General features: G+C 70.5%; 21 protein-coding genes, 1 tRNA gene and 2 pseudogenes. 9 read left to right on the top strand and 15 right to left on the bottom strand.

The window, feature by feature from the left end; genetic code table 11:
* Positions 1 to 119: 119 nt before the first annotated feature.
* The 4 genes from IEX31_RS01105 to IEX31_RS01090 all read right to left on the bottom strand — a co-directional run bounded on the left by IEX31_RS01105 (position 120) and on the right by IEX31_RS01090 (position 6120).
* Positions 120 to 1022 (bottom strand): SMP-30/gluconolactonase/LRE family protein, encoded by a 903-nt coding sequence (locus IEX31_RS01105; RefSeq protein ID WP_229662049.1) that lies wholly within the window; start codon positions 1020 to 1022, stop codon positions 120 to 122.
* 13 nt (positions 1023 to 1035) lie between these two features.
* On the bottom strand, positions 1036 to 2727 hold the full coding sequence (locus IEX31_RS01100) for an FAD-dependent oxidoreductase (protein ID WP_188741580.1): 1692 nt from the start codon (positions 2725 to 2727) through the stop codon (positions 1036 to 1038).
* 61 nt (positions 2728 to 2788) lie between these two features.
* Positions 2789 to 4243 carry a glucose-6-phosphate dehydrogenase gene (zwf, locus tag IEX31_RS01095; protein WP_229662015.1) on the bottom strand — a complete coding sequence of 485 codons (1455 nt, stop codon included), beginning with the start codon at positions 4241 to 4243 and terminating at the stop codon, positions 2789 to 2791.
* Entirely contained in the window at positions 4240 to 6120 is a 1881-nt protein-coding gene (locus IEX31_RS01090; protein WP_188741579.1) for a glycoside hydrolase family 15 protein, read from the bottom strand. The genes zwf and IEX31_RS01090 overlap by 4 nt, the downstream gene beginning before the upstream one ends.
* Before the next feature lie 145 nt (positions 6121 to 6265).
* Between IEX31_RS01090 and IEX31_RS01085 the strand changes: the two genes are divergently transcribed.
* A tRNA-Leu gene (locus tag IEX31_RS01085) sits at positions 6266 to 6347 on the top strand.
* Between the two features lie 32 nt (positions 6348 to 6379).
* Here the strand turns inward: IEX31_RS01085 and IEX31_RS19490 are convergent.
* Positions 6380 to 6649, bottom strand: coding sequence for a three-helix bundle dimerization domain-containing protein (locus IEX31_RS19490; protein ID WP_373285484.1), 270 nt, complete (start codon positions 6647 to 6649; stop codon positions 6380 to 6382).
* A gap of 71 nt (positions 6650 to 6720) precedes the next feature.
* Here IEX31_RS19490 and IEX31_RS18600 point away from each other — a divergent pair.
* The 3 genes and pseudogenes from IEX31_RS18600 to IEX31_RS01065 form a co-directional block, all read left to right on the top strand.
* A pseudogene (locus IEX31_RS18600) lies at positions 6721 to 7032 on the top strand (nitroreductase/quinone reductase family protein); the annotation flags it as partial.
* A 71-nt stretch (positions 7033 to 7103) separates the two neighbouring features.
* A pseudogene (locus IEX31_RS01070) lies at positions 7104 to 7211 on the top strand (short-chain dehydrogenase); the annotation flags it as partial.
* A gap of 93 nt (positions 7212 to 7304) precedes the next feature.
* Positions 7305 to 8015: a GNAT family N-acetyltransferase gene (locus IEX31_RS01065; RefSeq protein ID WP_188741576.1), complete on the top strand. Its 711-nt coding sequence runs from the start codon at positions 7305 to 7307 to the stop codon at positions 8013 to 8015.
* Positions 8016 to 8180: 165 nt separating this feature from the next.
* On the opposite strand, the gene IEX31_RS01060 is transcribed toward IEX31_RS01065, so the two are convergent.
* Positions 8181 to 9050: an LLM class flavin-dependent oxidoreductase gene (locus tag IEX31_RS01060; RefSeq protein ID WP_188741575.1), complete on the bottom strand. Its 870-nt coding sequence runs from the start codon at positions 9048 to 9050 to the stop codon at positions 8181 to 8183.
* A 210-nt stretch (positions 9051 to 9260) separates the two neighbouring features.
* Between IEX31_RS01060 and IEX31_RS01055 the strand changes: the two genes are divergently transcribed.
* A complete protein-coding gene (locus tag IEX31_RS01055) occupies positions 9261 to 10079 on the top strand; it encodes a DedA family protein (RefSeq protein ID WP_188741809.1) in 819 nt (272 codons plus the stop codon).
* 162 nt (positions 10080 to 10241) lie between these two features.
* On the opposite strand, the gene IEX31_RS01050 is transcribed toward IEX31_RS01055, so the two are convergent.
* The gene (locus IEX31_RS01050; RefSeq protein ID WP_188741574.1) at positions 10242 to 11177 is read right to left on the bottom strand and encodes a cation diffusion facilitator family transporter; all 936 of its coding nucleotides are present in this window, start codon (positions 11175 to 11177) and stop codon (positions 10242 to 10244) included.
* A 60-nt stretch (positions 11178 to 11237) separates the two neighbouring features.
* A complete protein-coding gene (locus IEX31_RS01045) occupies positions 11238 to 12173 on the bottom strand; it encodes an NAD-dependent epimerase/dehydratase family protein (RefSeq protein ID WP_188741573.1) in 936 nt (311 codons plus the stop codon).
* 93 nt (positions 12174 to 12266) lie between these two features.
* Here IEX31_RS01045 and sigJ point away from each other — a divergent pair, with 93 nt between their 5' ends.
* Positions 12267 to 13208, top strand: coding sequence for an RNA polymerase sigma factor SigJ (sigJ, locus tag IEX31_RS01040; protein ID WP_188741572.1), 942 nt, complete (start codon positions 12267 to 12269; stop codon positions 13206 to 13208).
* Here sigJ and IEX31_RS01035 read toward each other — a convergent pair.
* From IEX31_RS01035 to murI, 3 genes are read right to left on the bottom strand one after another with little or no spacing between them, the layout of a single operon-like run.
* Positions 13205 to 13825 (bottom strand): non-canonical purine NTP pyrophosphatase, encoded by a 621-nt coding sequence (locus IEX31_RS01035; protein ID WP_188741571.1) that lies wholly within the window; start codon positions 13823 to 13825, stop codon positions 13205 to 13207. The two genes, sigJ and IEX31_RS01035, sit on opposite strands and share 4 nt — an antisense overlap.
* 5 nt (positions 13826 to 13830) lie before the next feature.
* Positions 13831 to 14604 carry a ribonuclease PH gene (gene rph, locus IEX31_RS01030; RefSeq protein WP_308423461.1) on the bottom strand — a complete coding sequence of 258 codons (774 nt, stop codon included), beginning with the start codon at positions 14602 to 14604 and terminating at the stop codon, positions 13831 to 13833.
* Positions 14601 to 15455 carry a glutamate racemase gene (murI, locus tag IEX31_RS01025; RefSeq protein WP_188741570.1) on the bottom strand — a complete coding sequence of 285 codons (855 nt, stop codon included), beginning with the start codon at positions 15453 to 15455 and terminating at the stop codon, positions 14601 to 14603. The genes rph and murI overlap by 4 nt, the downstream gene beginning before the upstream one ends.
* 111 nt (positions 15456 to 15566) lie before the next feature.
* Here murI and IEX31_RS01020 point away from each other — a divergent pair, with 111 nt between their 5' ends.
* Positions 15567 to 16841 (top strand): nicotinate phosphoribosyltransferase, encoded by a 1275-nt coding sequence (locus IEX31_RS01020; RefSeq protein ID WP_373285489.1) that lies wholly within the window; start codon positions 15567 to 15569, stop codon positions 16839 to 16841.
* A gap of 79 nt (positions 16842 to 16920) precedes the next feature.
* On the opposite strand, the gene IEX31_RS01015 is transcribed toward IEX31_RS01020, so the two are convergent.
* From IEX31_RS01015 to IEX31_RS01005, 3 genes are all read right to left on the bottom strand, one after another.
* Positions 16921 to 17208 carry a DUF3039 domain-containing protein gene (locus IEX31_RS01015; protein WP_188741568.1) on the bottom strand — a complete coding sequence of 96 codons (288 nt, stop codon included), beginning with the start codon at positions 17206 to 17208 and terminating at the stop codon, positions 16921 to 16923.
* 63 nt (positions 17209 to 17271) lie between these two features.
* Positions 17272 to 18846, bottom strand: a complete 1575-nt coding sequence (locus IEX31_RS01010; protein ID WP_188741567.1) for a hypothetical protein — start codon at positions 18844 to 18846, stop codon at positions 17272 to 17274.
* Positions 18822 to 19667: an ABC transporter ATP-binding protein gene (locus IEX31_RS01005; protein WP_373285488.1), complete on the bottom strand. Its 846-nt coding sequence runs from the start codon at positions 19665 to 19667 to the stop codon at positions 18822 to 18824. The genes IEX31_RS01010 and IEX31_RS01005 overlap by 25 nt, the downstream gene beginning before the upstream one ends.
* A 409-nt stretch (positions 19668 to 20076) precedes the next feature.
* Here IEX31_RS01005 and IEX31_RS01000 point away from each other — a divergent pair, with 409 nt between their 5' ends.
* Both IEX31_RS01000 and IEX31_RS00995 read left to right on the top strand, forming a co-directional pair.
* Positions 20077 to 20631 carry a hypothetical protein gene (locus tag IEX31_RS01000; protein WP_188741566.1) on the top strand — a complete coding sequence of 185 codons (555 nt, stop codon included), beginning with the start codon at positions 20077 to 20079 and terminating at the stop codon, positions 20629 to 20631.
* A 232-nt stretch (positions 20632 to 20863) separates the two neighbouring features.
* Positions 20864 to 21556 (top strand): phosphocholine cytidylyltransferase family protein, encoded by a 693-nt coding sequence (locus tag IEX31_RS00995; RefSeq protein WP_188741565.1) that lies wholly within the window; start codon positions 20864 to 20866, stop codon positions 21554 to 21556.
* 86 nt (positions 21557 to 21642) lie between these two features.
* Here the strand turns inward: IEX31_RS00995 and IEX31_RS00990 are convergent, their stop codons facing one another.
* Complete coding sequence (locus tag IEX31_RS00990; RefSeq protein WP_188741564.1) at positions 21643 to 22179, bottom strand: ECF transporter S component; 537 nt, start codon at positions 22177 to 22179, stop codon at positions 21643 to 21645.
* Between the last annotated feature and the right edge of the window lie 78 nt (positions 22180 to 22257).

The following is a 22257-nucleotide window of genomic DNA, read 5'->3' as shown; positions in this document are numbered from 1 at the left end:
CCGGCCGGCACGTCCGACGGTACGCACACGGCTTGCCGGCGACCGGGACCTTAGCCCCTCATCGCGTCATCCGGGTGGCGATGGAGGCACCCGGCGGCCGGTCTCAGCTCGTGATGAACTCACGTTCCCCACCAGTCTGGATCGGGGCGGAACGGCTCGGCGGGGCGGCCCGTGGCATCCGTCTCGATCCGGTACACGAGCCCCGCGGCGGGCTCGGCCCGGCGCTGATCGTCGGTCCAGTTCTCGGTCGCCGTCGTCACGTAGAGGCGGTGCAGGCCCGGTCCGGCGAACGCGCAACAGGTGGACTGCGCGGCCGGCACGGTGAGCACCTGCCGAAGGGCGCCGTCGGGCGTGTAGCGGTGCACACGCCCTCCGCCGTAGATCGCCACCCAGAGGTCGCCGGATGCGTCGACGGTCATGCCGTCGGGCGATCCGACCTCTTCGGGCACCGAGACGAGCACGCGACCGTCGGAGATCGTGCCGTCGGCGCCATCGAACGCGAAGGCGTGCACCACCCGGGGCCCGCTGTCGACGAGGTACATCGTGCTCCCGTCGGGACTCCAGCCCAGCCCGTTCGAGATCGTCAGGTCGCGCAACACCACGTCGACCCGGCCGTCGCGGTCGAGCCGGTACAGCGCGCCGCCGCCCTCATGGTGATCGTCGGCCAGCGTGCCCGCCCAGAACCGTCCCTGCGGGTCGCAGGCGGCATCGTTCATGCGGGTGCCCGCCTCGGCCACGTCGGCGAGGATCGTGCGAATCGAGCCGTCGGGTCGCAGGTGCAGGAAGCCGCGGCCGGCGGCGAGGATCCAGCCGTCGTCGCCGTCGATCGGCGCGACCGCGCCCACCGTGCCGGGAACGTCGAAGGCGCGCACCGGGATGAGCGCGCCGTCGTCGCCGACGCGGTCGCGGAAGACGCGTCCGGCGAGGATGTCCACCCGCAGCAGCTCGCCGCGTCGCCCGTCCCAGCGGGCGCCCTCGCCGAGCAGCGTCTGCTCGGTCGTGACGGCGACGGCCCGCGGCATCCGCTTCACCGCATCACTTCATCGACACGATCGCGCGCGACAGCATGCCGCCCGAGACCACGTGCGCGTCGATGCCACGCTGTCGCAGGAGTCGCGCGGCCGTGTAGGCACGCTGGCCCGACCGGCACACCACGTGCACGGCCCGATCGCGTGGAACCTCGTGGAGCCGGTCGCGCAACTGCCCGAGCGGAATGTTCACGGCACCCGGCACGCTCTCGACCGCGAGCTCGGGCATCTCCCGCACGTCGAGCACGAATCCGCCGTCGATCGACTCCCAGTGGCTGAGCGGAAGGTCGCCGCGCAGCACGTCGGCGGCCACCATGCCAGCGAAGTTGATCGGGTCCTTCGCGCTGCCGTACGGGGGCGAGTAGCAGAGCTCGGCCTGCTCGAGGTCGAAGACCGTCGCGCCGAGCTGGATCGCCAGGGCGATGTGGCTGATGCGCTTGTCGACACCGTCCTCGCCGGCGGCCTGCGCTCCCAGCACGCGCCCGTCGGACTTGCGGAAGATGAGCTTCATCGCGATCGGCCGAGCGCCCGGATAATAGCCGGCGTGCGAGTTCGGGTAGAGGTAGATCTTCTCGTAGTCGGTGTCGCCGAGGCGCTGCAGCGTCTTCTCGCTCGCTCCCGTCCACGCGATCGCGTCGCCGAACAACCCGACGATCGAGGTGCCCTGTGTGCCGCGGAACGCCGAGTCGCGCCCCGCGATCACGTCGGCCGCGATGCGGGCCTGCCGGTTCGCGGGCCCCGCGAGCGCGATGAGGCTCCACTCCCCCGTCACGAAGTCGCGCACCTCCACGGCGTCGCCGACGGCGAAGATGTCGGGGTCGCTCGTGCGCATGTGCTCGTCGACCCGGATGCCGCCGCGCTCGCCGATCTCGAGGCCGGCCTGCTGTGCGAGCTCGGTCTCGGGCCGCACACCCAGCGAGAGGATCGCGAGGTCGGCCGGGAACGTCCTGCCCGACTGCGTCGTGACGGTGAGCGCCTCGCCCTCGTCGTTCCGTTCGAACCGGGCCACCCCGTCGCCGACGACCACGTGCACGCCGTGGAGTTCGAGGAAGTTACGGACCAGGTTGCCGTACTCGAGGTCGAGCGGCGTGAGCACCTGGTCGGCGAGCTCGAGCACGGTCACGTCGAACCCCCGGGCCACGAGGTTCTCGGCCATCTCGAGGCCGATGAACCCGCCACCGACCACGACGGCGTGCATCTTCGGCCGCACGGTCTGGAAGCCGGAGTACTTCTCCATGCCCGCGAGGAAGCTCGTGCCGCGCTCGATCCACTCCCGGATCTCTCGCGCGTCGGGCACGGTGCGCACCTGGAAGATCCCGCGCAGGTCGATCCCGGGGATCGGTGGCCGGATTGAGCGCGCCCCTGGAGCCAGCACGAGCTTGTCGTACGATTCGGTCGTCACGTCGCCGGTCCCGACGTCACGGAGGTCGACGGTCTTCGCCACCGGGTCGACTCGGACCGCCTCGCACCCGGTGCGGCAGTCCACGCGGAAATGCTCACGGAACAGGCGCTCGCTCGCCACCAGGAGATCCGACTCGCGCTCGATCACGTCGCCGACGTGGTACGGCAAGCCGCAGTTCGCGAACGAGACGTACGGACCCTTCTCGACCATGACGATCTCGGCGTCCTCGTCGAGTCGCCGCAGTCGCGCGGCACATGATGCGCCCCCAGCGACTCCACCTACGATGATGACCTTCATCGGTCCATTCCTTGCTCCCTCACGTGTCTGGTCGATCAGGCTCCGTCGTGCGCTCGCGCCGTCAGATCCACGGGTCGCGCCAGCCGCCGTGGTCGGCCACGAGCGCATTCGCGTCGTAGGGGCCCCACGTCCCGGGCGCGTATGCGCGCAAGGGCGTCGGGGCGTCGATCAGCGGCTGCATGACGCGCCACGCCTCCTCGACCGTGTCCTGTCGCCCGAAGCGCGCGCTGCGGCCTTCGATCGCGGCAAGCAGGAGCACCTCGTACGGGGTCGGGCCCTCGCCGCCCTTCGCCGTGAACTCCATGTCGAGCTCGACGGAACTCGGCGTGGCGGCATCCGCTCGCTGCGCATTCAGCACGATGCGCACGCCCGTCGACGGGTCGAGCCGGATCACGAGCTGGTCGGGTTCGGTGTCGGCGCGACGCAACTCGAACCCGAGTTTCGGCGAGTGCTTGAAGACCAGCCTCACCTCGGTCTGGGTCACCGGCAGGCGCTTGCCGGTGCGGATGAAGAAGGGCACGCCCGACCAGCGCCAGTTCTCGATCTCGAGCTCCAGCGCGCAGAACGTCTCGGTGGTCGAGTCGGCTGCGACCCCGTCGACCTCGCGATACCCGTCGAACTGGCCCCGCACGTACCGCGCGGGGTCGGCCTCGACCATGGACCTGAACAGCGAGGTCTGCATGTCCTTGATCGTCTCGACGTCGCCGTGCGATGGTGCCTCCATCGCGATGGCCGCGAGCAGCTGCATCAGGTGGTTCACGACGACGTCGCGCAGTGCGCCGACCGGTTCGTAGAAGTTGCCGCGCCCCGCGATGCCGAAGTCCTCGGCCATCGTGATCTGCACGCAATCGACGTAGTTGCGGTTCCACACGGGCTCGAGCATCGTGTTCGCGAACCGGAGGTAGAGGATCTCCTCGAGGCCCATCTTCCCGAGGTAGTGATCGATGCGGTACAGCTGCGACTCGTCGACGTATCGGTGCAACTCGGCGGCGAGTTCGCGGGCCGACGCCAGGTCGTGCCCGAACGGCTTCTCGATCACGAACCGGCCGCGCGCGGAGAGTCCGGCCTCTGCGAGCCCCTTCACGACGGTCGCGAACAGGCTCGGCGGCGTCTCGAGATAGTACACCGGTGCGCTCGAGCCGCCGATCGCCGTGGCGACCCGCTCGTAGGTGCCGGCGTCGGCGAAGTCGCCGTGCACGTAGCTCAGCCGATGGCAGAGGCGCTCGAACACCTCGGGATCGATCGCCTCGCCCGTGCCGGCGATCGAGTCGCGTGCTCGATCGAACAGCCGGTCCAGCGTCCAGTCTTCGAACGCCACGCCCACGATGCGGCACTCGAGGAGGCCGCGCTGCTCGAGCCGGTACAGGGAATGGAACGTCATGACCCTCGCCAAGTCGCCCGTGATCCCGAAGATCACGAGGACATCGCCGCGCACGCCGCCCGCCGCTTCCGTCTCCGCTTCCCGCGCCATGGTCTCCTCCTGGTCCCGCCTCCGGGCGGTCGGCTCGTCGGTCATGCCCCGCGCCGTCCCTTCTGGAGGACCGCCTCGACGTCGCCCGAGCCGTGGTCGAGCTGGTAGTCGAGGTTCACGGCGGCGTTGATGAGGGCGAGATGGCTGAACGCCTGCGGGAAGTTGCCGAGCTGTTCGCCCGTGAGCCCGATCTCCTCGGCGTACAGCCCGAGGTGGTTCGCGTACGTGAGCATCTTCTCGAACACGAGCTGCGCGTCGTCGAGCCGGCCTCCGCGCGCGAGCGCGTCGACGTAGAAGAACGAGCAGAGCGTGAACGTCCCCTCCGAACCGCGGAGTCCGTCCGGCGAGGCGGCCGGGTCGTAGCGGTATACGAGGCTGTCCGAGACGAGCTCCTTGTCCATCTCGTCGAGCGTCGCGAGCCACATCGGATCGCGCGGCGCGACGAATCCCATGAGTGGCATGAGCAGCAGCGACGCGTCGAGCACGTCGGTGTCGTAGTGCTGCACGAACGCCCCACGGTCGGGGTGCAGTCCCCGTTCCATGACCTGCTCGTAGATGCGGTCGCGCTGCTCGATCCACGTGGCGAGCGGCGCCGGACGGCCGTGCCGGCGAGCGAGCCGGACGCCGCGGTCGAGCGCGACCCAGCACATGAACCGGCCGTAGGTGAAGTCCTGGCGCCCGCCCCTGGTCTCCCAGATGCCCTCTTCGGGCTGGTCCCAGTTCTCGCAGACCCAGTTGAGCAGGTCGCGGATCTGCGCCCACCCCTGGTGGGGCAGTTCGAGCCCGTGCGTGTCCGCGAGGTGGATCGCGTCCATCGCCTCGCCGTAGATGTCGAGCTGGAGCTGGTCGGCGGCGCCGTTGCCGACGTGCACCGGGCTCGAGCCGCGATATCCCTCCAAGTCGTCGAGGGTCTCCTCCACGAGGTCCGACGAGCCGTCGACCCGGTACATGATCTTGAGCGGCCCCGATCCGGTGCCGACGCTCTCCCGGATGCGGTCCATCAGCCAGTCCACGAACGCCTCGGCCTCGTCGGTGTAGCCGAGGCCGAGCAGTGCGTACACGGAGAACGACGCGTCGCGCACCCAGGTGTACCGGTAGTCCCAGTTCCGCTCGCCACCCACCTGCTCGGGGAGCGCGGCGGTCGGCGCCGCCACGAGCGCGCCCGTCGGTGCATAGGTCATGAGCTTCAGCGTCATCGCCGACCGGGCCACCATCTCGCGCCACCGTCCGCGGTAGGTCGAGCGATTGTTCCAGTCCCGCCAGTACTGCCGGGTCGCGAGGAACATGTCGACGACGTCGTCACGGGAGAGCGGGCCGGGCTCGCCTTCGCCCGACTCGAACACGATGCCCGTGATCTCGCCGACGTTGAGGGTGGCCGTCACCCGCAGGCCATCGTCGACGAGTTCGACGTGGCCCGCGCGCTCGGTGCCGCGGAGGATGGGTTCGCCGACCCGGCGCACGGTGAGCGTCGCGTCGTCGGACGAGAACACGGCGCCATCGTCGCGCAACTCGATCTCGTGCGACGACCGGCCGTAGTCGAAGCGGGGCTGGATCTCCACCACGAAGTCCATCGAACCGCGCACCACCCGGATGAGCCGCACGAGCCGGTGATGGTCGGTCGCGGGCCCGTCGGCGACGGGCATGAAGTCGATCACCTCGCCGACGCCCACCTCGGTCATGAATCGCGTGATGAGGATCGCGGTGTCCGGCAGGTACAGCTGGCGGGTGACGTAGTCGCCGGCGGCGGGGCGGGCGCTACAGTAGCCACCGCGCTCCTGGTCGAGCAGCGAGGCGAACACGCTCGGCGAATCGAAGCGCGGGAAGCAGAACCAGTCGATCGTGCCGTTCGTGGCCACGAGTGCGGCACATTGCAGGTCGCCGATCAGGCCGTGATCGGCGATCTCCGGATATTCGTCAGCCATGAGGTCCCCCGTCTCCCCGCGGCATCGTGACACGCCGCCGCGCTCGCCGGGAGGTCGAAGGTCCCGACCGGCGGATGCCGCCGCCCGCCGCCAGTCGGTCGACCCGTGTTTGCGGTGGACGAACGCCTAGACTGATGGGGCACTCGCGGGAGTGGTGAAATCGGCAGACACGCAGGATTTAGGTTCCTGTGCCTTCGGGCGTGTGGGTTCAAGTCCCACCTTCCGCACTGGATGCGCCGGAGCGCGTCATCCCAGCGGGTCAGCCTTTGCCGGCGCGGAGCATCGGCGGTGCGGGCGGCGCATCCGGCGGGTCGCCGATGTGCGTCGGTCTGATCCCCTCGTCGCGAAGTCGCTTCCGCGCATCGTGCTCGACGAGCACGGGAACGAAGTCACGGATGCGATGGCCGTCGAGTGCGAGATGGACGTCGTTGACGACCTCCTCGACATGGTTGCGCGGAACACCGGGGAACCGCTCGGCGAGACGATCGGCGACCTCTTCGACCGCCCTCTCCTCCTCGGACTCGTTCATGATGCGAGCTTCGCCGAGACATCCCTCTTCATCAAGCCCCCAGTTCTCGAATTCACGAACAGACTCCGACCGTGAAGAGCACGGGCGGGCGTCGCGCAGATCTCCCTCCACGCTGGTTCGTGCGTCTCTTCTGGCGTCTGCACCGGAGCCTGTATCGCCTCACCGGTGGACGAATAGGGCTCTGGCGCCCGAAACGCACGGGTTGGGGCACGCTCCATCTGACCACGACAAGGCGGCGAACGGGCCGCGAACGGAGTGTGATCCTCGGCTACGTCGAGGGCGGCCCGGACCTCATCACGGTGGCCATGAACGGCTGGGCCGAGCCCGAACCGGCATGGTGGCTCAACCTGCAGGCGCATGCGGATGCGAAGGTGGCCGTCCGCGAGAGGGCCGACCGCAGGGTGATCGAGCCGCTACGATGTTGCTCCACCGGGCGGCCGAGGCGATCGATGCCGCGGAGGCCGAGGCGCTCGCGGCATCCATCACCTTCCTGCTCAGCGACGAAGGCGTGAACGTGAACGGCGTCGTGCTCGCGAGCGACGGCGGCTGGTCGGCCGCCTGACCCGAATCCCGCGTCGCCCCGGGGCGATGACGGCACCACGCGTAATGGCGCCAGGCGAGCCCTTGGGTAGGATCGCCTCGAGAGCGAGCCGCGATGACCGAGCCGAGCATGACCCCCGCCAGGGCGCCGCTTGGGTCGCGCCCACGAGATCGTGCCCGGGCCGCCATCGCTCGGCTGTCCACGTACAGCCCCGTGCGCCGGCCGAGCTGGATGCGCGGACCGGCCGTGCCCGATGGCGTGCGGTCGCCCACCATCGTCACCGAGCGCCTGGTGCTGCGACCCCATCGGATCCGCGAGGCCCGTGCCTGGTACGCGCTGCAGTCGGATCCCGAGGTGCTGCGCTACCTGGCGTGGCCGCCACGGTCGCGTCTCAGTTCGTTCAAGCACCTCCTCGACCGGACGCACCACACCAGCCTCCTGCGCAAGGACGATTTCCTCGCGCTCGCGGTGGTGCGCGACGGGAAGCTCGTCGGCGACATCTCGATGCACTTGCGCAAGGTCGAGTTGCCCGAACGGCAGTTCGAGATCGGCTGGATCATCGCCACCGATCAGCAGGGGCACGGCTACGCGCGGGAGTCCGCCGAGGCCATGCTGGGCCTCGCATTCGACCGGATGCACGCGCAGCAGGTGATCGCGAAGATGCGGTCGCAGAACGAGGCGTCGAGGATGCTCGCCACGCGATTGGGCTTCGTCGAGGTCGTGAATGCGAACGACACGAGACTCATGGCCCTCGACCTGGACAGGTACCGGACGTCCCGCGGCCACCCGTCCGACGCTGGCGGCGGTGCCGCCGAGGAGAGTTGAGACGCCGTCGCCCCTCGTCGACGATGCCGAGGGGCGCGCGAGGTCAGCTGACCCGCGTCGCCTCCTTCTCGTGCTCCAGTTCGCCCACGATGGCGACGATCGCCTCGGTGGACGGACGCTGCTCGCACAAGCCCCCTTGCCGCCGAAGTCGTGAACCCGACAGCGCTACGGACGCGGCGGCCCGGCCGTGATCCGTGCCCGCGCGTGCTCGGCGACGCGGTCCGCCGGCACCTGCCAGTCGGACTCGAGCCACCACGTCACGCCCGCGTCGGCCCAGGGGCGCACGACCGCGGCATCCGCCTCGGCGTCGGTGCCGCTCGTGGTGCCCTCCTGGATGATGTCGAACGGGCGAGCGGCGAGACCCGCCTGCTCGCGCTCGGCACGGATCCAGGCGATCGCCTCGGCGGCGATCTCGGGCGTGTAGAGCCGGGCCTGATCGCGGGAACCATCCGGCGAGGCGCCGGGCGGCGCGTAGTTCGGGAGCCACCCGTCGTAGTGCACGACGCGGCGCATCGACTTCATGCGCGGCCAGAGACCGACGACCCAGATCGGGATGCGCGGCTCCTGCACGATCGCCGGTGGGAGCATCGTGTCGGTGCGCGTGACGCGGTAGTGCTCGCCCTCGTACTCGAACGGCTGAGCCTGCCAGAGGTGCTGGATGACATCGAGCCCCTCGTCGAGCAATTCGGCTCGGACGCGTCGACCGGGGTCGTCCTCGAAGATCCAGAAACGCTCCTCCACCTCGGCGGGCACGCCGAGTCCCGCCGAGAGGATGATGCGGCCGTTCGAGAGCCGGTCGACGGTCATGGTCTGCCCCGCGAGCTCCCACGGGCGGCGGCGCGGCACCGGCGTGAGCATGGTGCCGAGCCGGATGCGATCAGTGACCATCGCCGCCGCCGCGAGGGTCGACCACGGGTCGGTCGCCCAGATGCCCTCCCACACGAAGAAGGCGTCCCACCCGGATGCCTCGGCGAGCCGCGCGAGCTCGACCGCGAGGTTCGGCTCGGTGCCGGTGAAGATGAACCCATACCGCATGCGGGCGACGTTATCGGCGACCGCCGACAGCCGACCCCCCGCCACGTCGCGTGAGCGCTGCGCAGAGGTCTGCCCGCGTCATCCGCCCGGGAATGATTCGGTGCTCGCACCCAGTCGGGCGGGTCATCCGCTGGGTAGACTGCAACGACACCATGCCGCCCGCTGACCGGCATCCGCCGTGCCCGACGACGACGACAGGAGATCCCTGTGATCCATACCGCCCTCATTCCGTGGCTCGACCCAGAGGTGATCATCGCCTCGGCCGGCCCATGGGCGCTCCTGGTGGTCTGCTTCATCGTGTTCGCCGAGACGGGCCTGCTCGTCGGGTTCCTGCTCCCCGGTGACACGCTCCTCGTCATCTCGGGCCTTCTGTCGCACTCGACGCCCGCCGCCCCCAACGGCGTGTTCGGGATGAGCATCTGGTGGGTGTCGCTCCTCATCGGCGTCGCGGCGTTCCTCGGCGGCGAGGTCGGCTACGAGATCGGACATCGCGGCGGCCCGAAGGTGTTCGAACGCAAGGAGAGCGGGCTCTTCAGCGTCAAGAACGTCGAGCGCACGAACGCGTTCTTCGAACGGTTCGGCGGTCTCACCATCATCCTCGCGCGGTTCGTGCCCGTCGTGCGCACCTTCGCGCCGGTCGCGGCGGGCGTCGGCCACATGCGGCGCGTGCGCTACACCCTCTACAACCTCACCGGCGCCCTGCTCTGGGGCTTCGGGCTCACGATGTTCGGGTACCTCATCGGTTTCATCCCGCCCGTCGCGTACCTCGTTCGCGAGTACATCGACGTCATCCTGCTCCTCGCGGTGGGCGGCACGGCCGCCGTCACGCTCTGGCACTACTTGCGTGAGCGCAGCAAGGCCATGAAGCTCGCGGCCTCCGGTGCGGACGTGGTCACCGACGAGGAGGAGGCCGAGGAGCTCGTGCTCGACCCAGACGTGTTCGACCGCCCGCCGCACTTCGACGGCGACCACCGCGGCGACCACGGCGCCGGCCGGGCGGGCGACGAACGCCCGCCGCACGACCGCTGAGACCGCCGAGACCGCTGCGATCGCTGAGGGTCAGACGAACCAGCCCGTCGGCCCCACGTCCGAGCCCATCCGCGGCACGTACTGTTCGAAGTACACCCGTGAGGGGTGCTCAGCGAATCCGACGCAGGCCGCGCCCGCCCGGTGAATCCCCGAGCAGCCGCATCACGGATGGTGGTGCGGCAGCTCGTGCCCGGCTCGGCCGGCCGGCTCGAGCTGGAACGTCGAGTGCGCCACGTCGAAGTGGTCGGAGAGGCATCCGCCCAGCTCGTCGAGGAGTTCTCCCGCTCGACCCGAGGCGAAGACCTCGGGCTCCACCTCGACGTGGGCGCTGAACACGGGCGAGCCCGACGTGATCTGCCAGACGTGCACGTCGTGCACGGCGACGACGCCGGGCGTGCCGAGCAGGTGATCGCGGATCTCCGCCACGTCGGTGTCGGGCGGGGCGGACTCGAAGAGCACCCGCACGACCTCGCGCAGGAGCGCGAGCGCACGCGGCACGATGAGCGCGGCGATGAGGAGCGACGCGATCGGGTCGGCGGCATCGAATCCCGTCACGAGGATCACCCCGCCCGCCACGATGACGAGCACCGAGCCGATGAGGTCGCCGAGCACCTCGAGGTAGGCGCCGCGCATGTTGATGGACTCCGCGGCGCCGCCGCGCAGCACCAGCATCGCGGCGACGTTCGCGGCGAGCCCGAGCACGGCCACGACGAGCATCGGCCCGCCCTGCACCTCGTGCGCCTCGCCCTCGCCGCCCGTGACGAGCCGGTCGATCGCCGAGATCGCCACCGAGCCCGCGACGACCACGAGCACCACGCCGTTCACCAGGGCGCCGAGCACCTCCGCCCGGCGGTAGCCGTAGGTCTGCCGGTCGGTCGCCGGACGCGCGGCCACCATCGCGGCGATCAGCGCGACGACGAGGCCGATGAGGTCGCTCGCCATGTGGCCGGCGTCGGCGAGCAGTGCGAGTGAACCGCTGAGGAGGCCGCCCACGACCTGCACTACGAGGAACGCCGCGATGATCGCGATCGCCACCACGAGCCGGGTACGGTTCGCGGCCGCCCCGTGGGCGTGCCCGTGGTCGTGCGAGTGTGCCATGTCCCTTCCAGCGTAGGCGCGGATGCCCCGACACCGCCGTGATGGGAATGAGACGCGTTCTCAGCCGAGTCCGGTGCGGAAGCCCTCTCGCCAGGTCGGCCACGCTGGCTTCCACCCGAGTTCCCGATTCGCCTTCGCGTTCGACGAGCCCCGGATCTGCGTCATCATCGAGACGCCGTGTTCGCCGATGAGTGGTCTGGCCATCCACGCGGGAATCCGCAGGGGCGGCTTCGCCCCGATCGCGCGTGCGAGCTCGGGAAGCCATTCCGACACCGGCGCCGGTTCGTCGTCGACGATGTTGTAGAGGCCCGGCGCGCCACGCGTCACGGCGATCGCGGTGGCGGATGCCGCGTCCTCGATGTTGCAGAACGACCACACGCCCGTGCCGCCGCCGACGACCGGGAGCTTCCGAGCCCTGACCATCACGACGATCGCCCCGCCCCGCCCGATGTCGTTGCCCGGGCCGTACAGGTTGCCATAGCGGAGCGCCAGCCCCCCGGCATCCGTCGTCCGCTGCTCGACGTACCGGATTCCGGCGAGCGTCTCGCGCGACGCCCTCGTCGGGTTCGAGTCGAGCGGGTCCTCCTCCGTCTTCACCGGCCCGCCCGTGCGCTCGTTCGGCCAGCCCGTGTAGCTCTGCGCGATGAAGCGCCCGACACCCGCCTCGGCGGCGGCCGCGAGCAGGTGGTCGGTGCCGCGGGTGCGCAGGGCGTTCGTCGCGGCGAAGCCCTGATCGAAGTGCTTCGTGTCGCCGACCTGCCCCTTGAGCCCGGTGAGCTGGTGGATGATCGCGTCGGGGTGGGCGTCGAGCACCGCACGACGCACGGATGCCGCGTCGAGGCCGTCCATGACGACGCCGGTCGCGCCCACCCGCTCGAGCTCGCCGAGGCGCGCCTCGCTCCGTGACGTGCCGACCACCTCGTGCCCTGAGGCCACGAGCAGCGGCACGAGCCTCGTTCCGACGGCGCCCGTGGCGCCGGCGATGAATACCCGCATGATCGATGTCTCCTCTTCTGTCACCCCCTACGACGGGCGACCCCGTTCATCTGTGACAGGCGAGCGAATTCGGGGTTGTGCGATGCTCGAATCATGCCCGGAACCGCCGTCGTGCCCGAAGAGCTCCGACCGCTGATGTTCTCGATCGCCTACCGCATGCTCGGCAGCGTCGTCGAGGCCGAAGACGTCGTGCAAGATGCGTACCTGCGCATCGAGGAGCGCCGCGTCGCAGGCCTCAACATCGAGAACCCCGAGGCGTTCGCCTCGACCGTGGCCACCCGGCTTGCGATCGACGCCCTGCGGTCGGCGCGCCGGCGGCGCGAGGTCTACGTCGGTCCGTGGATGCCCGAGCCGCTTCCCGACGACGACGCCGACCCCGCGCACCGGGTCGAGCGCGACGAGACGCTCTCGTTCGCGTTCCTCGCGGTGCTCGAGCGGCTCGGTCCGGTGGAGCGGGCGGTGTTCCTGCTCCGCGAGGTGTTCGCCTACGACTATCCGGCGATCGCCGAGATCGTCGGGCGCGACGAGCCGGCGTGCCGGCAGATCCTGCACCGGGCGAAGGCTCGCATCGCCGACGGCCGCCCGCGATTCGATGCCGACGAGGAGCGCGATGCCGAGCTCACCGACGCGTTCTTCGCCGCGCTCGAGGCAGGCGACGTCGACCGTCTCGTCGGCGTCCTGGCCGACGACGTCGTGTTCTACGGCGACGGCGGCGGGCGCGCGCCCGCCATCCGCGAGCCGCTCCGCGGTTCGGTCGCGGTCGCGCGATTCCTCGCCGGACTCGTCCGGCGCGGTGCCCTCATGGGCGTGCGCCATGAGCGGCGACCGGTCAACGGCACTCCCGCCCTCTGGGTGCGAGCGCCCGACGGGGCACTCCTCAGCATTCTGATGGTGCAGTTCGACACCGGCACCGTGCAGGTGATCGCGAACCAGCTCAACCCCGGGAAGCTCACGCACCTCGGACCGGTCGGCGACCTCTACGCCCTGATCGGCGGCGGCGCCAGCAGCAGCAGCGACGGCGCCCCGCCGGCTTAGGAGCCGCCCTGCGCCGCGGCGATGCGCGTGAGTTCGGGCACGAGCGCCGCGAATGCGCGGGCACGATGGCTGTGCGCGTTCTTCACCTCGGGTGCGAGCTCGGCGGCCGACACCTCGAAGCCCTCGGGCACGAAGATCGGGTCGTAGCCGAAGCCGTGCACGCCCGCCTGCGTGGCGGCGATGCGGCCCGGCCAGTCGCCCTCGGCCGCGAACTCGTGCAGCGTTCCGTCGGCCGCGGGCACCACGAGCGCGATCGTGCAGTGGAAGCGCGAGGTGCGGTGCGGATCGCGGATGTCGCCGAGCTGCGCCAGCAGCAGCTCGAGGTTCGCCTGCGCCCCCGCCTCGGGCCCCGCCCACCGCGCCGAGAAGATGCCGGGAGATGCGCCCATCACGTCGACCACGATGCCGGAGTCGTCGGCGAGCGCGATGCGCCCGGTGTGCGCCGCCGCGGCGCGCGCCTTGATGAACGCGTTCTCGTCGAAGCTCGTGCCGTCTTCGACCGGCTCGGGGCCGTCGTAGCCGAGCACGGTGAGTCCGGGCATCCGCTCGCCCAGGATCTTCTGGAACTCCCCCACCTTGTGCTGGTTGTGGGTCGCCAGCACCACCTCGAGCGCCATCGGCGTCACTCGCCGGCTGCGGCGAGCGCGGCCTGTTGCATGATGGTGAGCTCGGTCGTGCCGACAAGGGCGAGATCGAGCAGCGAGTCGAGCTCGCGGCGGTCGAACGGTGCCCCCTCGGCGGTGCCCTGCACCTCGACGAAGAGTCCGCGGCCGGTGGCGACGACGTTCATGTCGGTCTCTGCGCGCACGTCTTCGACGTAGGCGAGGTCGAGCATCGGCGTGCCGTCGATGATGCCCACCGAGACGGCCGAGACGGTGTCGATGAGCGGCTTCGCGCGCTGGCCGATGAACTTCTGCTCGCGCGCCCACTCGATGGCGTCGGCGAGCGCGACGTACGCGCCCGTGATCGCGGCCGTACGGGTGCCGCCGTCGGCCTGCAGCACGTCGCAGTCGATCTGGACGGTGTTCTCGCCGAGGCCCTTGGTGTCGACGACCGCGCGGAGGCTGCGGCCGATGAGGCGGCTGATCTCGTGCGTGCGGCCGCCGATGCGGCCCTTCACCGATTCGCGGTCGTTGCGAGTGTTCGTCGCACGCGGGAGCATCGCGTACTCGGCGGTGATCCAGCCCTTGCCCTTGCCCGACATCCACCGCGGCACGCCGTTCGTGAACGACGCCGTGCAGAGCACCCTGGTGTCGCCGAACGAGATGAGGGCGCTGCCCTCGGCGTGCGCGCTCCAGCCGCGCTCGATCGTGACCTCCCGCAATTGGTCGGCTGTGCGGCCGTCGGCGCGGATGAGGTCGGCGTGCGCTGCCAGGGGGTCGGATGCCTCGGTCATGCGTTCTCCTGTCGAAGCTCTCGAAGGCGGTCGTGGTGGGGAAGCGTGAGCGCGCCGGTCTCGACGAGCTCCACGCTCGGGATCTCGGGCGCGATGAGCCGGTGCGCGAGGTCGAGGAAGGCGCTGGTCGAGTCGCCCGTCGCCTCGTAGCGGTACGTGGGCGGGGTCGCGGCGCGCCGCTCCATGCCGTTCGACACCAATACGCGGTAGACGTCGTTGGCGGTCTCGACGTCGCTCGAGACGAGCGAGACCTGCTCGCCCATGACGTACGAGATCGCACCCTTGAGGAACGGGTAGTGCGTGCAGCCAAGCACGAGCGTGTCGACGCCCGCCCCGCGGAGCGGGGCGAGGTACTCCTCGGCGACCGAGAGCAGTTCGTCGCCGCTGGTGACCCCGGCCTCGACGAACTCGACGAAGCGCGGGCACGCCGCGGAGGACAGCTCGAGGTGCGGGGCCGCGGCGAACGCGTCGTCGTAGGCGCGCGACTGGACGGTGCCGACCGTGCCGATGACGCCGACGCGGCCGTTGCGCGTCGTCGCGACGGCCCGGCGCACGGCGGGCTGGATCACCTCGACGACGGGCACGTCGTAGCGCTCACGGGCGTCGCGGAGCATGGCCGACGAAGCGGTGTTGCAGGCGATCACGAGCATCTTCACGCCCTGCGCGACGAGGTCGTCGAGCACGGCGAGTGCGTACCGGCGCACATCGGCGATGGGCTTCGGCCCGTACGGCGAGTGCTCGAGATCGCCGATGTACAGGATCGACTCCTGCGGCAGCTGGTCCTTCACGGCACGGGCCACCGTGAGACCGCCGACGCCGGAGTCGAAGATCCCGATCGGTGCATCCGTCACGACATCCAAGCTTAGGTGAGCACGGACGCCCCGGGCCCCCGCACCGGGCGCCACTAGGCTGACCGTGTGACCGGGTCTGCTGCGCTCTTCACCGACCGCTACGAGCTGACGATGGTGGATGCCGCGCTCCGCGACGGCGCCGGCCATCGCGAGAGCCTCTTCGAGGCGTTCGCCCGGCGTCTCCCCGACGGCCGCCGGTACGGCATCGTCGCGGGCGCCGGCCGGCTCCTCGAGCTCATCGACCGATTCCGCTTCGAGGACGCCGAGCTCGAGTGGCTTCGCGAACACGAGGTGGTGCGACCCGAGACGCTCGACTGGCTCGCCGACTACCGGTTCAGGGGCGACATCTGGGGCTATCGCGAGGGCGAGGCGTACTTCCCGGGCTCGCCGCTCATCACCATCGAGGCGACGTTCGCAGAGGCCGTGATGCTCGAGACCCTCGTGCTGTCGACGCTGAACTACGACTCCTCGGTCGCGAGCGCCGCCGCGCGCATGGTCTCGGTCGCACTCGGCCGGCCGATCGCCGAGATGGGTTCGCGCCGCACGAGCGAGCACGCCGCCATCGCCGCCGCGCGCGCCGCGTACATCGCGGGCTTCGACGCCACGTCGAACCTCGAGGCGGGCCGCACCTGGGGCATCCCGACCATGGGCACGGCCGCGCACGCGTTCACGCTCCTCCACGACACCGAGGAGGACGCCTTCCGGGCGCAGGTCGCGGCGTTCGGCCCGAAGACCACCCTGCTCGTCGACACCTACGACATCGCGCAGGGCGTCGAACGGGCCGTGCAGGCGGCCGGAACCGGACTCGGGGCCGTGCGCATCGACTCGGGCGACCTGCCCACCGTGGTCGCCGCGGTGCGCGAGCAGCTCGACGGCCTCGGTGCGGTCGACACGCGGATCACCGTCACGAGCGACCTCGACGAGTTCACGATCGCGGGCCTCTCGGGCGCGCCTGTCGACGCCTACGGCGTGGGCACGGCGGTCGTGACCGGGTCGGGGTTTCCCGCGGCGGGCATGGTGTACAAGCTGGTCGCCCGCCGCAACGACGCCGGCGAGTGGGTGGCGGTCGCGAAGTCGTCGACCCAGAAGCTCAGCGTCGGCGGCCGCAAGAACGCGGCACGACGGCTGGACTCCACGCGCACCGCGCGCGAGGAGCTCATCTTCATCGGCGACGGCCCCGAGGGCGAGGCGGAGTTCGAGCCGGGCGACCGGCTGCGCCCGCTCATGGTGCAACTCATGGAGGGCGGTGTCGCCGACCCCGCCTTCCTCGGCCCCGCGGGCACCTCGGCGGCGCGAGCGCATCGCGCCGAGGTCATGCAGGAGCTGCCCATCGAGGCGTTCCGACTGGGACGCGGCGAACCGGTCATCCCGACCAGCTATCGCTGAGCGCCGTCGCTGGTCGAGGAACGAGCGCGGCCTCCGGTGGTCGAGCAGCGAGCGCACCGAGCGTATCGAGACCCGAGACCTACTCCGACTTCATGCGCTCGTAGATCTCCTTGCACGTGGGGCACACGGGGAACTTCTCGGGGTCTCGCCCCGGCGTCCACTTCTTGCCGCAGAGCGCCTTCACGGCCTTGCCGGTGACGGCCGACTCGAGGATCTGCTCCTTCTTCACGTAGTGCGAGAACCGCTCGTGATCGCCGGGTTCGATGTGCTCCTCTTCGAGCAGCTTCTCGAGTTCGCGGTCGAGCACGGAGGTGCCTCCGCCTGGCGCGTCGGGCTCGGCGATGCTCGCGCGTACGGGTTCGATCATGCGCTCGATTCTACGCGCGGATGCCACGACCGCGGCCGTCGGGTCGCACGATCGTCGCCGGGACTACGCGCGCATCGCGGCCGCGAGGATCTCGGGACCGCGGCGCTCGAACACGCGGCCGCCGAGCCAGATCCCGACGACGAGCACGAGCAGGCCGAGTCCCACGCCCGCGGCGAACGACGCGGTGTGCCACGACGGGTCGACGAAGAGCCCCAGTGCCGCGAACGCGATCGCGGGCAGGGCGACGAGGAGCGAGCCGAACATGGTGATCGACTGCACGAGGGCCGTGATCGCTCCCGACGACTGCGGCTGCTGGAACGGGCTGTCGCCGGGCTTGACGGCGGGGTACGGGAACCGCGCCGAGGCGATCGAGCCGACGCCGAGCCCCGCGAACAGCAGCGCCGTGCTCACGCCGACGATGGACGGCAGGAGCCGCCCGTCGCCGAGCACGAACACCGTGACGGCGCTGCCGAGACCGATCACCACCGCGCCGGTGATGAGCACCGGCACGAGCCGGCCCGTGCGATCGGCGGTGCCGCGCACGCCCGAGGCGGTGTGCAGCCAGATGGCCGTGCTATCGAAGGCCGTGTCGTTGTGCAGCGACCAGCCCAGGAGCAGGCACATGAGCGGCACGGGGATCAGCGCCGTGTACGCGAGCGGGATGCCCGCGAGGCCGAGCGGCACGATCACGAGCACCGGCACCACGGGGATCATGAGCACCGACACCCAGTACCGCGCATCGCGGAACCAGTAGGTGATGCTGCGGGCGGCGATGGCACCGGTCGCGGTATGCGGCAGCCGATCGAACCAACCGAGGCCCCGGTAGCTCTTCGCGGATGCCTCGCGGCCGGGCGAGACGAGCACCTGCGCGACGACGGCCTCCCACGCGAACCACAGCACGCCGAGGGTCGCGATGGCGATCAGGAGCTTCAGCACGGCGGCGCCCCAGTCGCCGGCCGCAGCGTCGCCGGGTGCGGCGAACGCGGCGCCGAGCGGCGTCCAGCCGAGAGGGCCGGCGATGGACTCGAGCACGTCGAGGCCGGAGCTCGCCCAGTCGATGGAGATGAGCACGACGATCACGGGCGACAGCAGCACGACGAGCAGGATGCCGAGCACGCCACTCACTTCGCGGGCGCGCCGGGTCGCGAGCAGCACCGAGGCGATCGACGTCGCGAGGCGGGCGAGGAGCAGGCAGGTGGCGAAGGCGAGCCCGGCGCCGAGGATCGCCATGACGGTCTCGCCGACGCCGCGCGACCAGGTCACGACGGTGCCGGTGAGCACGACCGCGAGCGCGAAGGCCGGGATGCCGATCGTCGCCGACACGGCGAGGCCGATCGCGAGCGTGCGGTTCGGCACGCCGAACAACGCGAACCGGCGCGGATCCATGGTGTCGTCGACGCCGAAGGCGAGCGGGAACACGACGAACCCGATGAGGGTCGCGCCGCCCGCCACGATGAACACGTCGCGGATCACCTCGACGTCGTCGATGAACCGCAATCCCACGAGCGAGACGAACAGCAGCGTGGCGGCACCGACCCCGTACACGAGCCCGACGACGATGCCGACGACCTGCCAGGGGCTGCGGCGGAAGATGTTCGCGAGCAGGCGCAGTTTCAGTCGGAGAAACTGTGCAACCATTCCATGCCTTCCGCTGCCTTGCGTCCGCCGGCGAGCTCGACGAAGCGGTCCTCGAGGGGGTGCCCGAGGCGTACCTCGTCGAGCGTGCCCTGGGCGAGCACGCGGCCGCCGATGATGATGGCCGCGGAGTCGCAGACCCGTTCGATGAGATCCATGCTGTGGCTCGAGAGGAGCACGGTGCCGCCCCCGCCGACGTAGCGCTCGAGGATGTCGGTGAGGTTCGCTGCCGAGACGGGGTCGACCGACTCGAACGGCTCGTCGAGCACCAGCAGGCGCGGGGCGTGGATCATCGCGCACGCGAGCGCGATCTTCTTGGTCATGCCCGCGGAGTAGTCGGCCACGAGCCGGTCGACCGCGTCCTCGAGGCCGAAGGCCGCAATGAGCTCGACGCTCCGCTCGCGCACGGTGCGGTCGTCGAGCCCACGCAGCGAGCCCGAGTAGTAGAGGAGCTGTGCACCCGTGAGCCGGTCGAACAGCCGCAGGCGGTCGGGAAGCACGCCCGTCATGCGCTTGGCCGCACGCGGGTCCTTCCACGCGTCGACGCCGTTGATGTGCACCGCACCGGCGTCGGGGCGCAGGAGCCCGGTGACCATCGAGAGCGTCGTGGTCTTGCCGGCGCCGTTCGGCCCGACGATGCCGAAGAACGATCCGGCTCGCACGTCGAGCGTGATGCCGTCGACGGCGGTCGTGTCGCCGAATCGCTTCACGAGCCCTTGGATCGTGAGCACGCGCGGCGTGTTCGGCGCAGGCGCCGGGCGGGCGACGCGAAGGGTGCGCTTCTTGCGCGGCTTCGGGACGCGCGGCGCCGGGATGACGGCCACGGCCTGGTCGGCGTCGGATGCCGCGGGCGCCGCGGTCTCGGCGGCATCCTCGGTCACCGGCAGCGCGGCAGCGACCGGCGCGACGGCTTCGGCCTCGACCGGCGCGGGCGCCCCGGCGGGGACATCCGTCACCGTGTCGACCGGCGCCTCGACCGCAACCGGCGGATCGAGCTCGGCGAACGCCGGGGGCGCGTCGGCCGCGGCCGCGGCCGCGATCGCCACTGCGGCGACGTCGACGGGGCGTTCACGCGGGGTCTCGTCGATCTCGGCCGTGTCGATCGCCGTCGCGCCGACCGCGGTCTCGTCGAGCCCCGAGACGGGCGGCGTCGACACCGCGGGCGACGCGATCGTCGTGGCATCCGTCTCGCCCGACTTGCGGTTTCCCCGCTCGGCGGCGGTCGTCTCGGTCGTGAAGGCTGCAGCCACCTGCAGGCGCTTCGCCGACGTGGCCGCGGTTGCGCGCTTCCTCGCCGTCGGCGAGGTCGCCGTCGTCGGTCGCGCCGTGCGTGCCGTCCTGGCGGCCTCACCGCGCGAGGCGGCAGCCTTCGACGACGCCGCCCGCGATGCCGCAGTTCGCTTGGAGGGAGTCGGCTCCTCGGTCTCGTCGCCCGACGCAGCAGGCTTCACGCCCTTCGATTCGGGGGACGCACCGGCCGCACCCGTCGCGCCGGACTTCTTCGCGGCCGCCTTCGCCGCGGTCCCCTCCGCCGCCGCCGCCTTCGCCGCCGTCGAGCGCGGCGTCTTCGCGGGCTTCGTCGACTTCGCGCCGCCCGATGCCGCAGACGATGTGGAGGCATTCGCACGCTCCGAACCCGTCGGCGCCGAGTCGTGCTGCTCCGTCTCGCGCGCTGGACGCGCGTCGGAAGTCCCCCGATCGGCGGACACCCCCGTGCCGGTGCCTTCGGGAGCTTCGTCGTCGTATTCTGAGGGCGAAACGGAAGTCACCAAGACAACCTACCAATGAGCACCCTACCGACGCGCCCCACCGCCCCCCGGATGGGGGTATTCTGCAGTTTTCCTGAACTTCGTATCACGATCCCACTACGACCACGCCAACCCCCATGTGCCGCGGAAGGGTCCCCGGTATCCTGTGAATGGACATAACGGCGTGTCCACATGTTAACTTCCGGATGAACAGACGACGAACAAACGGCGACGTGCGTGTCGCGGCATCCGCCACCTCCGAAGGAGATGCAGTGACCACCCAGATCGTGATTCTCGCGGCCGGCATGGGGAGCCGGCTCGGGCGATCGCTCCCCAAGCCCCTCACCGAGCTCGCCGACGGCCGCACCATCATGCGGCAGCAGTTCGACAACATCGAGCACGCCTTCGGCGGCAACGCCAGCGTGACGATCGTCGTGGGCTACAAGCTCGAGCACATCATCGAGGCGTTCCCGCAGGCATCGTTCGTCTACAACGAGGAGTACGACCAGACGAACACGTCGAAGAGCCTCATGCGCGCGCTCGCGGCATCGCAGCCGGGCGGGGTGCTCTGGATGAACGGCGACGTGGTGTTCGACCCGAGCATCCTCGACCGCGCGATGCCGTTCATCGCGCGCGACCAGTCGTTCGTCACGGTCAACACCGCGAAGGTGTCCGACGAAGAGGTGAAGTACACGACGACCGCCGAGGGGTACATCAACGAGCTCTCCAAGACCGTCAAGGGCGGGCTCGGCGAGGCCGTCGGCATCAACTACGTCTCCAGCCGCGACAAGGGGATGCTCCTCGCGCACCTCTCGCGCGTCGGCGACCAGGACTACTTCGAGCGCGGCATCGAGCTCGCCATCGAGAAGCACGGCATGCTCGTCGAGCCGATGGACGTCTCCGACCTCTACGCGGTCGAGATCGACTTCGCCGAGGACCTCGAGCGTGCGAACCACTTCGTGTGATCCCGCACCACAGCAGCGAAGAGCGGATGCCTCGCGGCATCCGCTCTTCGCATGTCGGGCGCTGACCGGGCCGGCGGTCGTGACGCTCAGGCCGCCTGGGCCACTCCCGCCTTGGCGAGCCGCGCCGCGATGACGCGCCCGATCCACGTGAACAGCACGGGGCTCAGCACCCACAGCGGCAGGGCGATCGCCCACGCCCACCAGGCGTAGTGCTCGGCGCCGAGGCCGATGAAGACGGCGACCGCGATCACGAGTCCGGAGAAGCCGGCGGCCACGTAGAAGAGCCATGGATCCCAGCGCCGGTACCGCGTCACGAGGAAGGGGACCTCGATGAGCAGCCCGACGAGCAGTCCGGCGCCCACGTAGCGCCACAGCCACCACGGTGCGAACGCGGCGCCGACCAGTCCCGCGATGAGACCCGCGAGCACGGCCGCACCGGGTCGCTTCAGGAGCGCGAGGGCGATGACGCTCGGCAGGAAGTGCGTGCCGACCGTCAGGCCGTAGAGCATCGGCCCGAACACGGCGAACGCGGCGGCGAGGTATCCCGATGCGCCGGCGACCACGCCTCCGACGACGCCGATCGCGGCGCAGCTGAGCAGGACCCTGGTACTGGTGCGGTGCACGACGCTCCTTCCGACCGGGTCGCGGCGCGCGCTGACCGCCTCCTCCAAACCTACCGCCGCGGGGCATCTACGATGAGA

The organism is Agromyces bauzanensis (assembly GCF_014645655.1).
GTDB lineage: Bacteria > Actinomycetota > Actinomycetes > Actinomycetales > Microbacteriaceae > Agromyces > Agromyces bauzanensis.
This window is presented reverse-complemented; position numbering and strand designations above follow the sequence as displayed.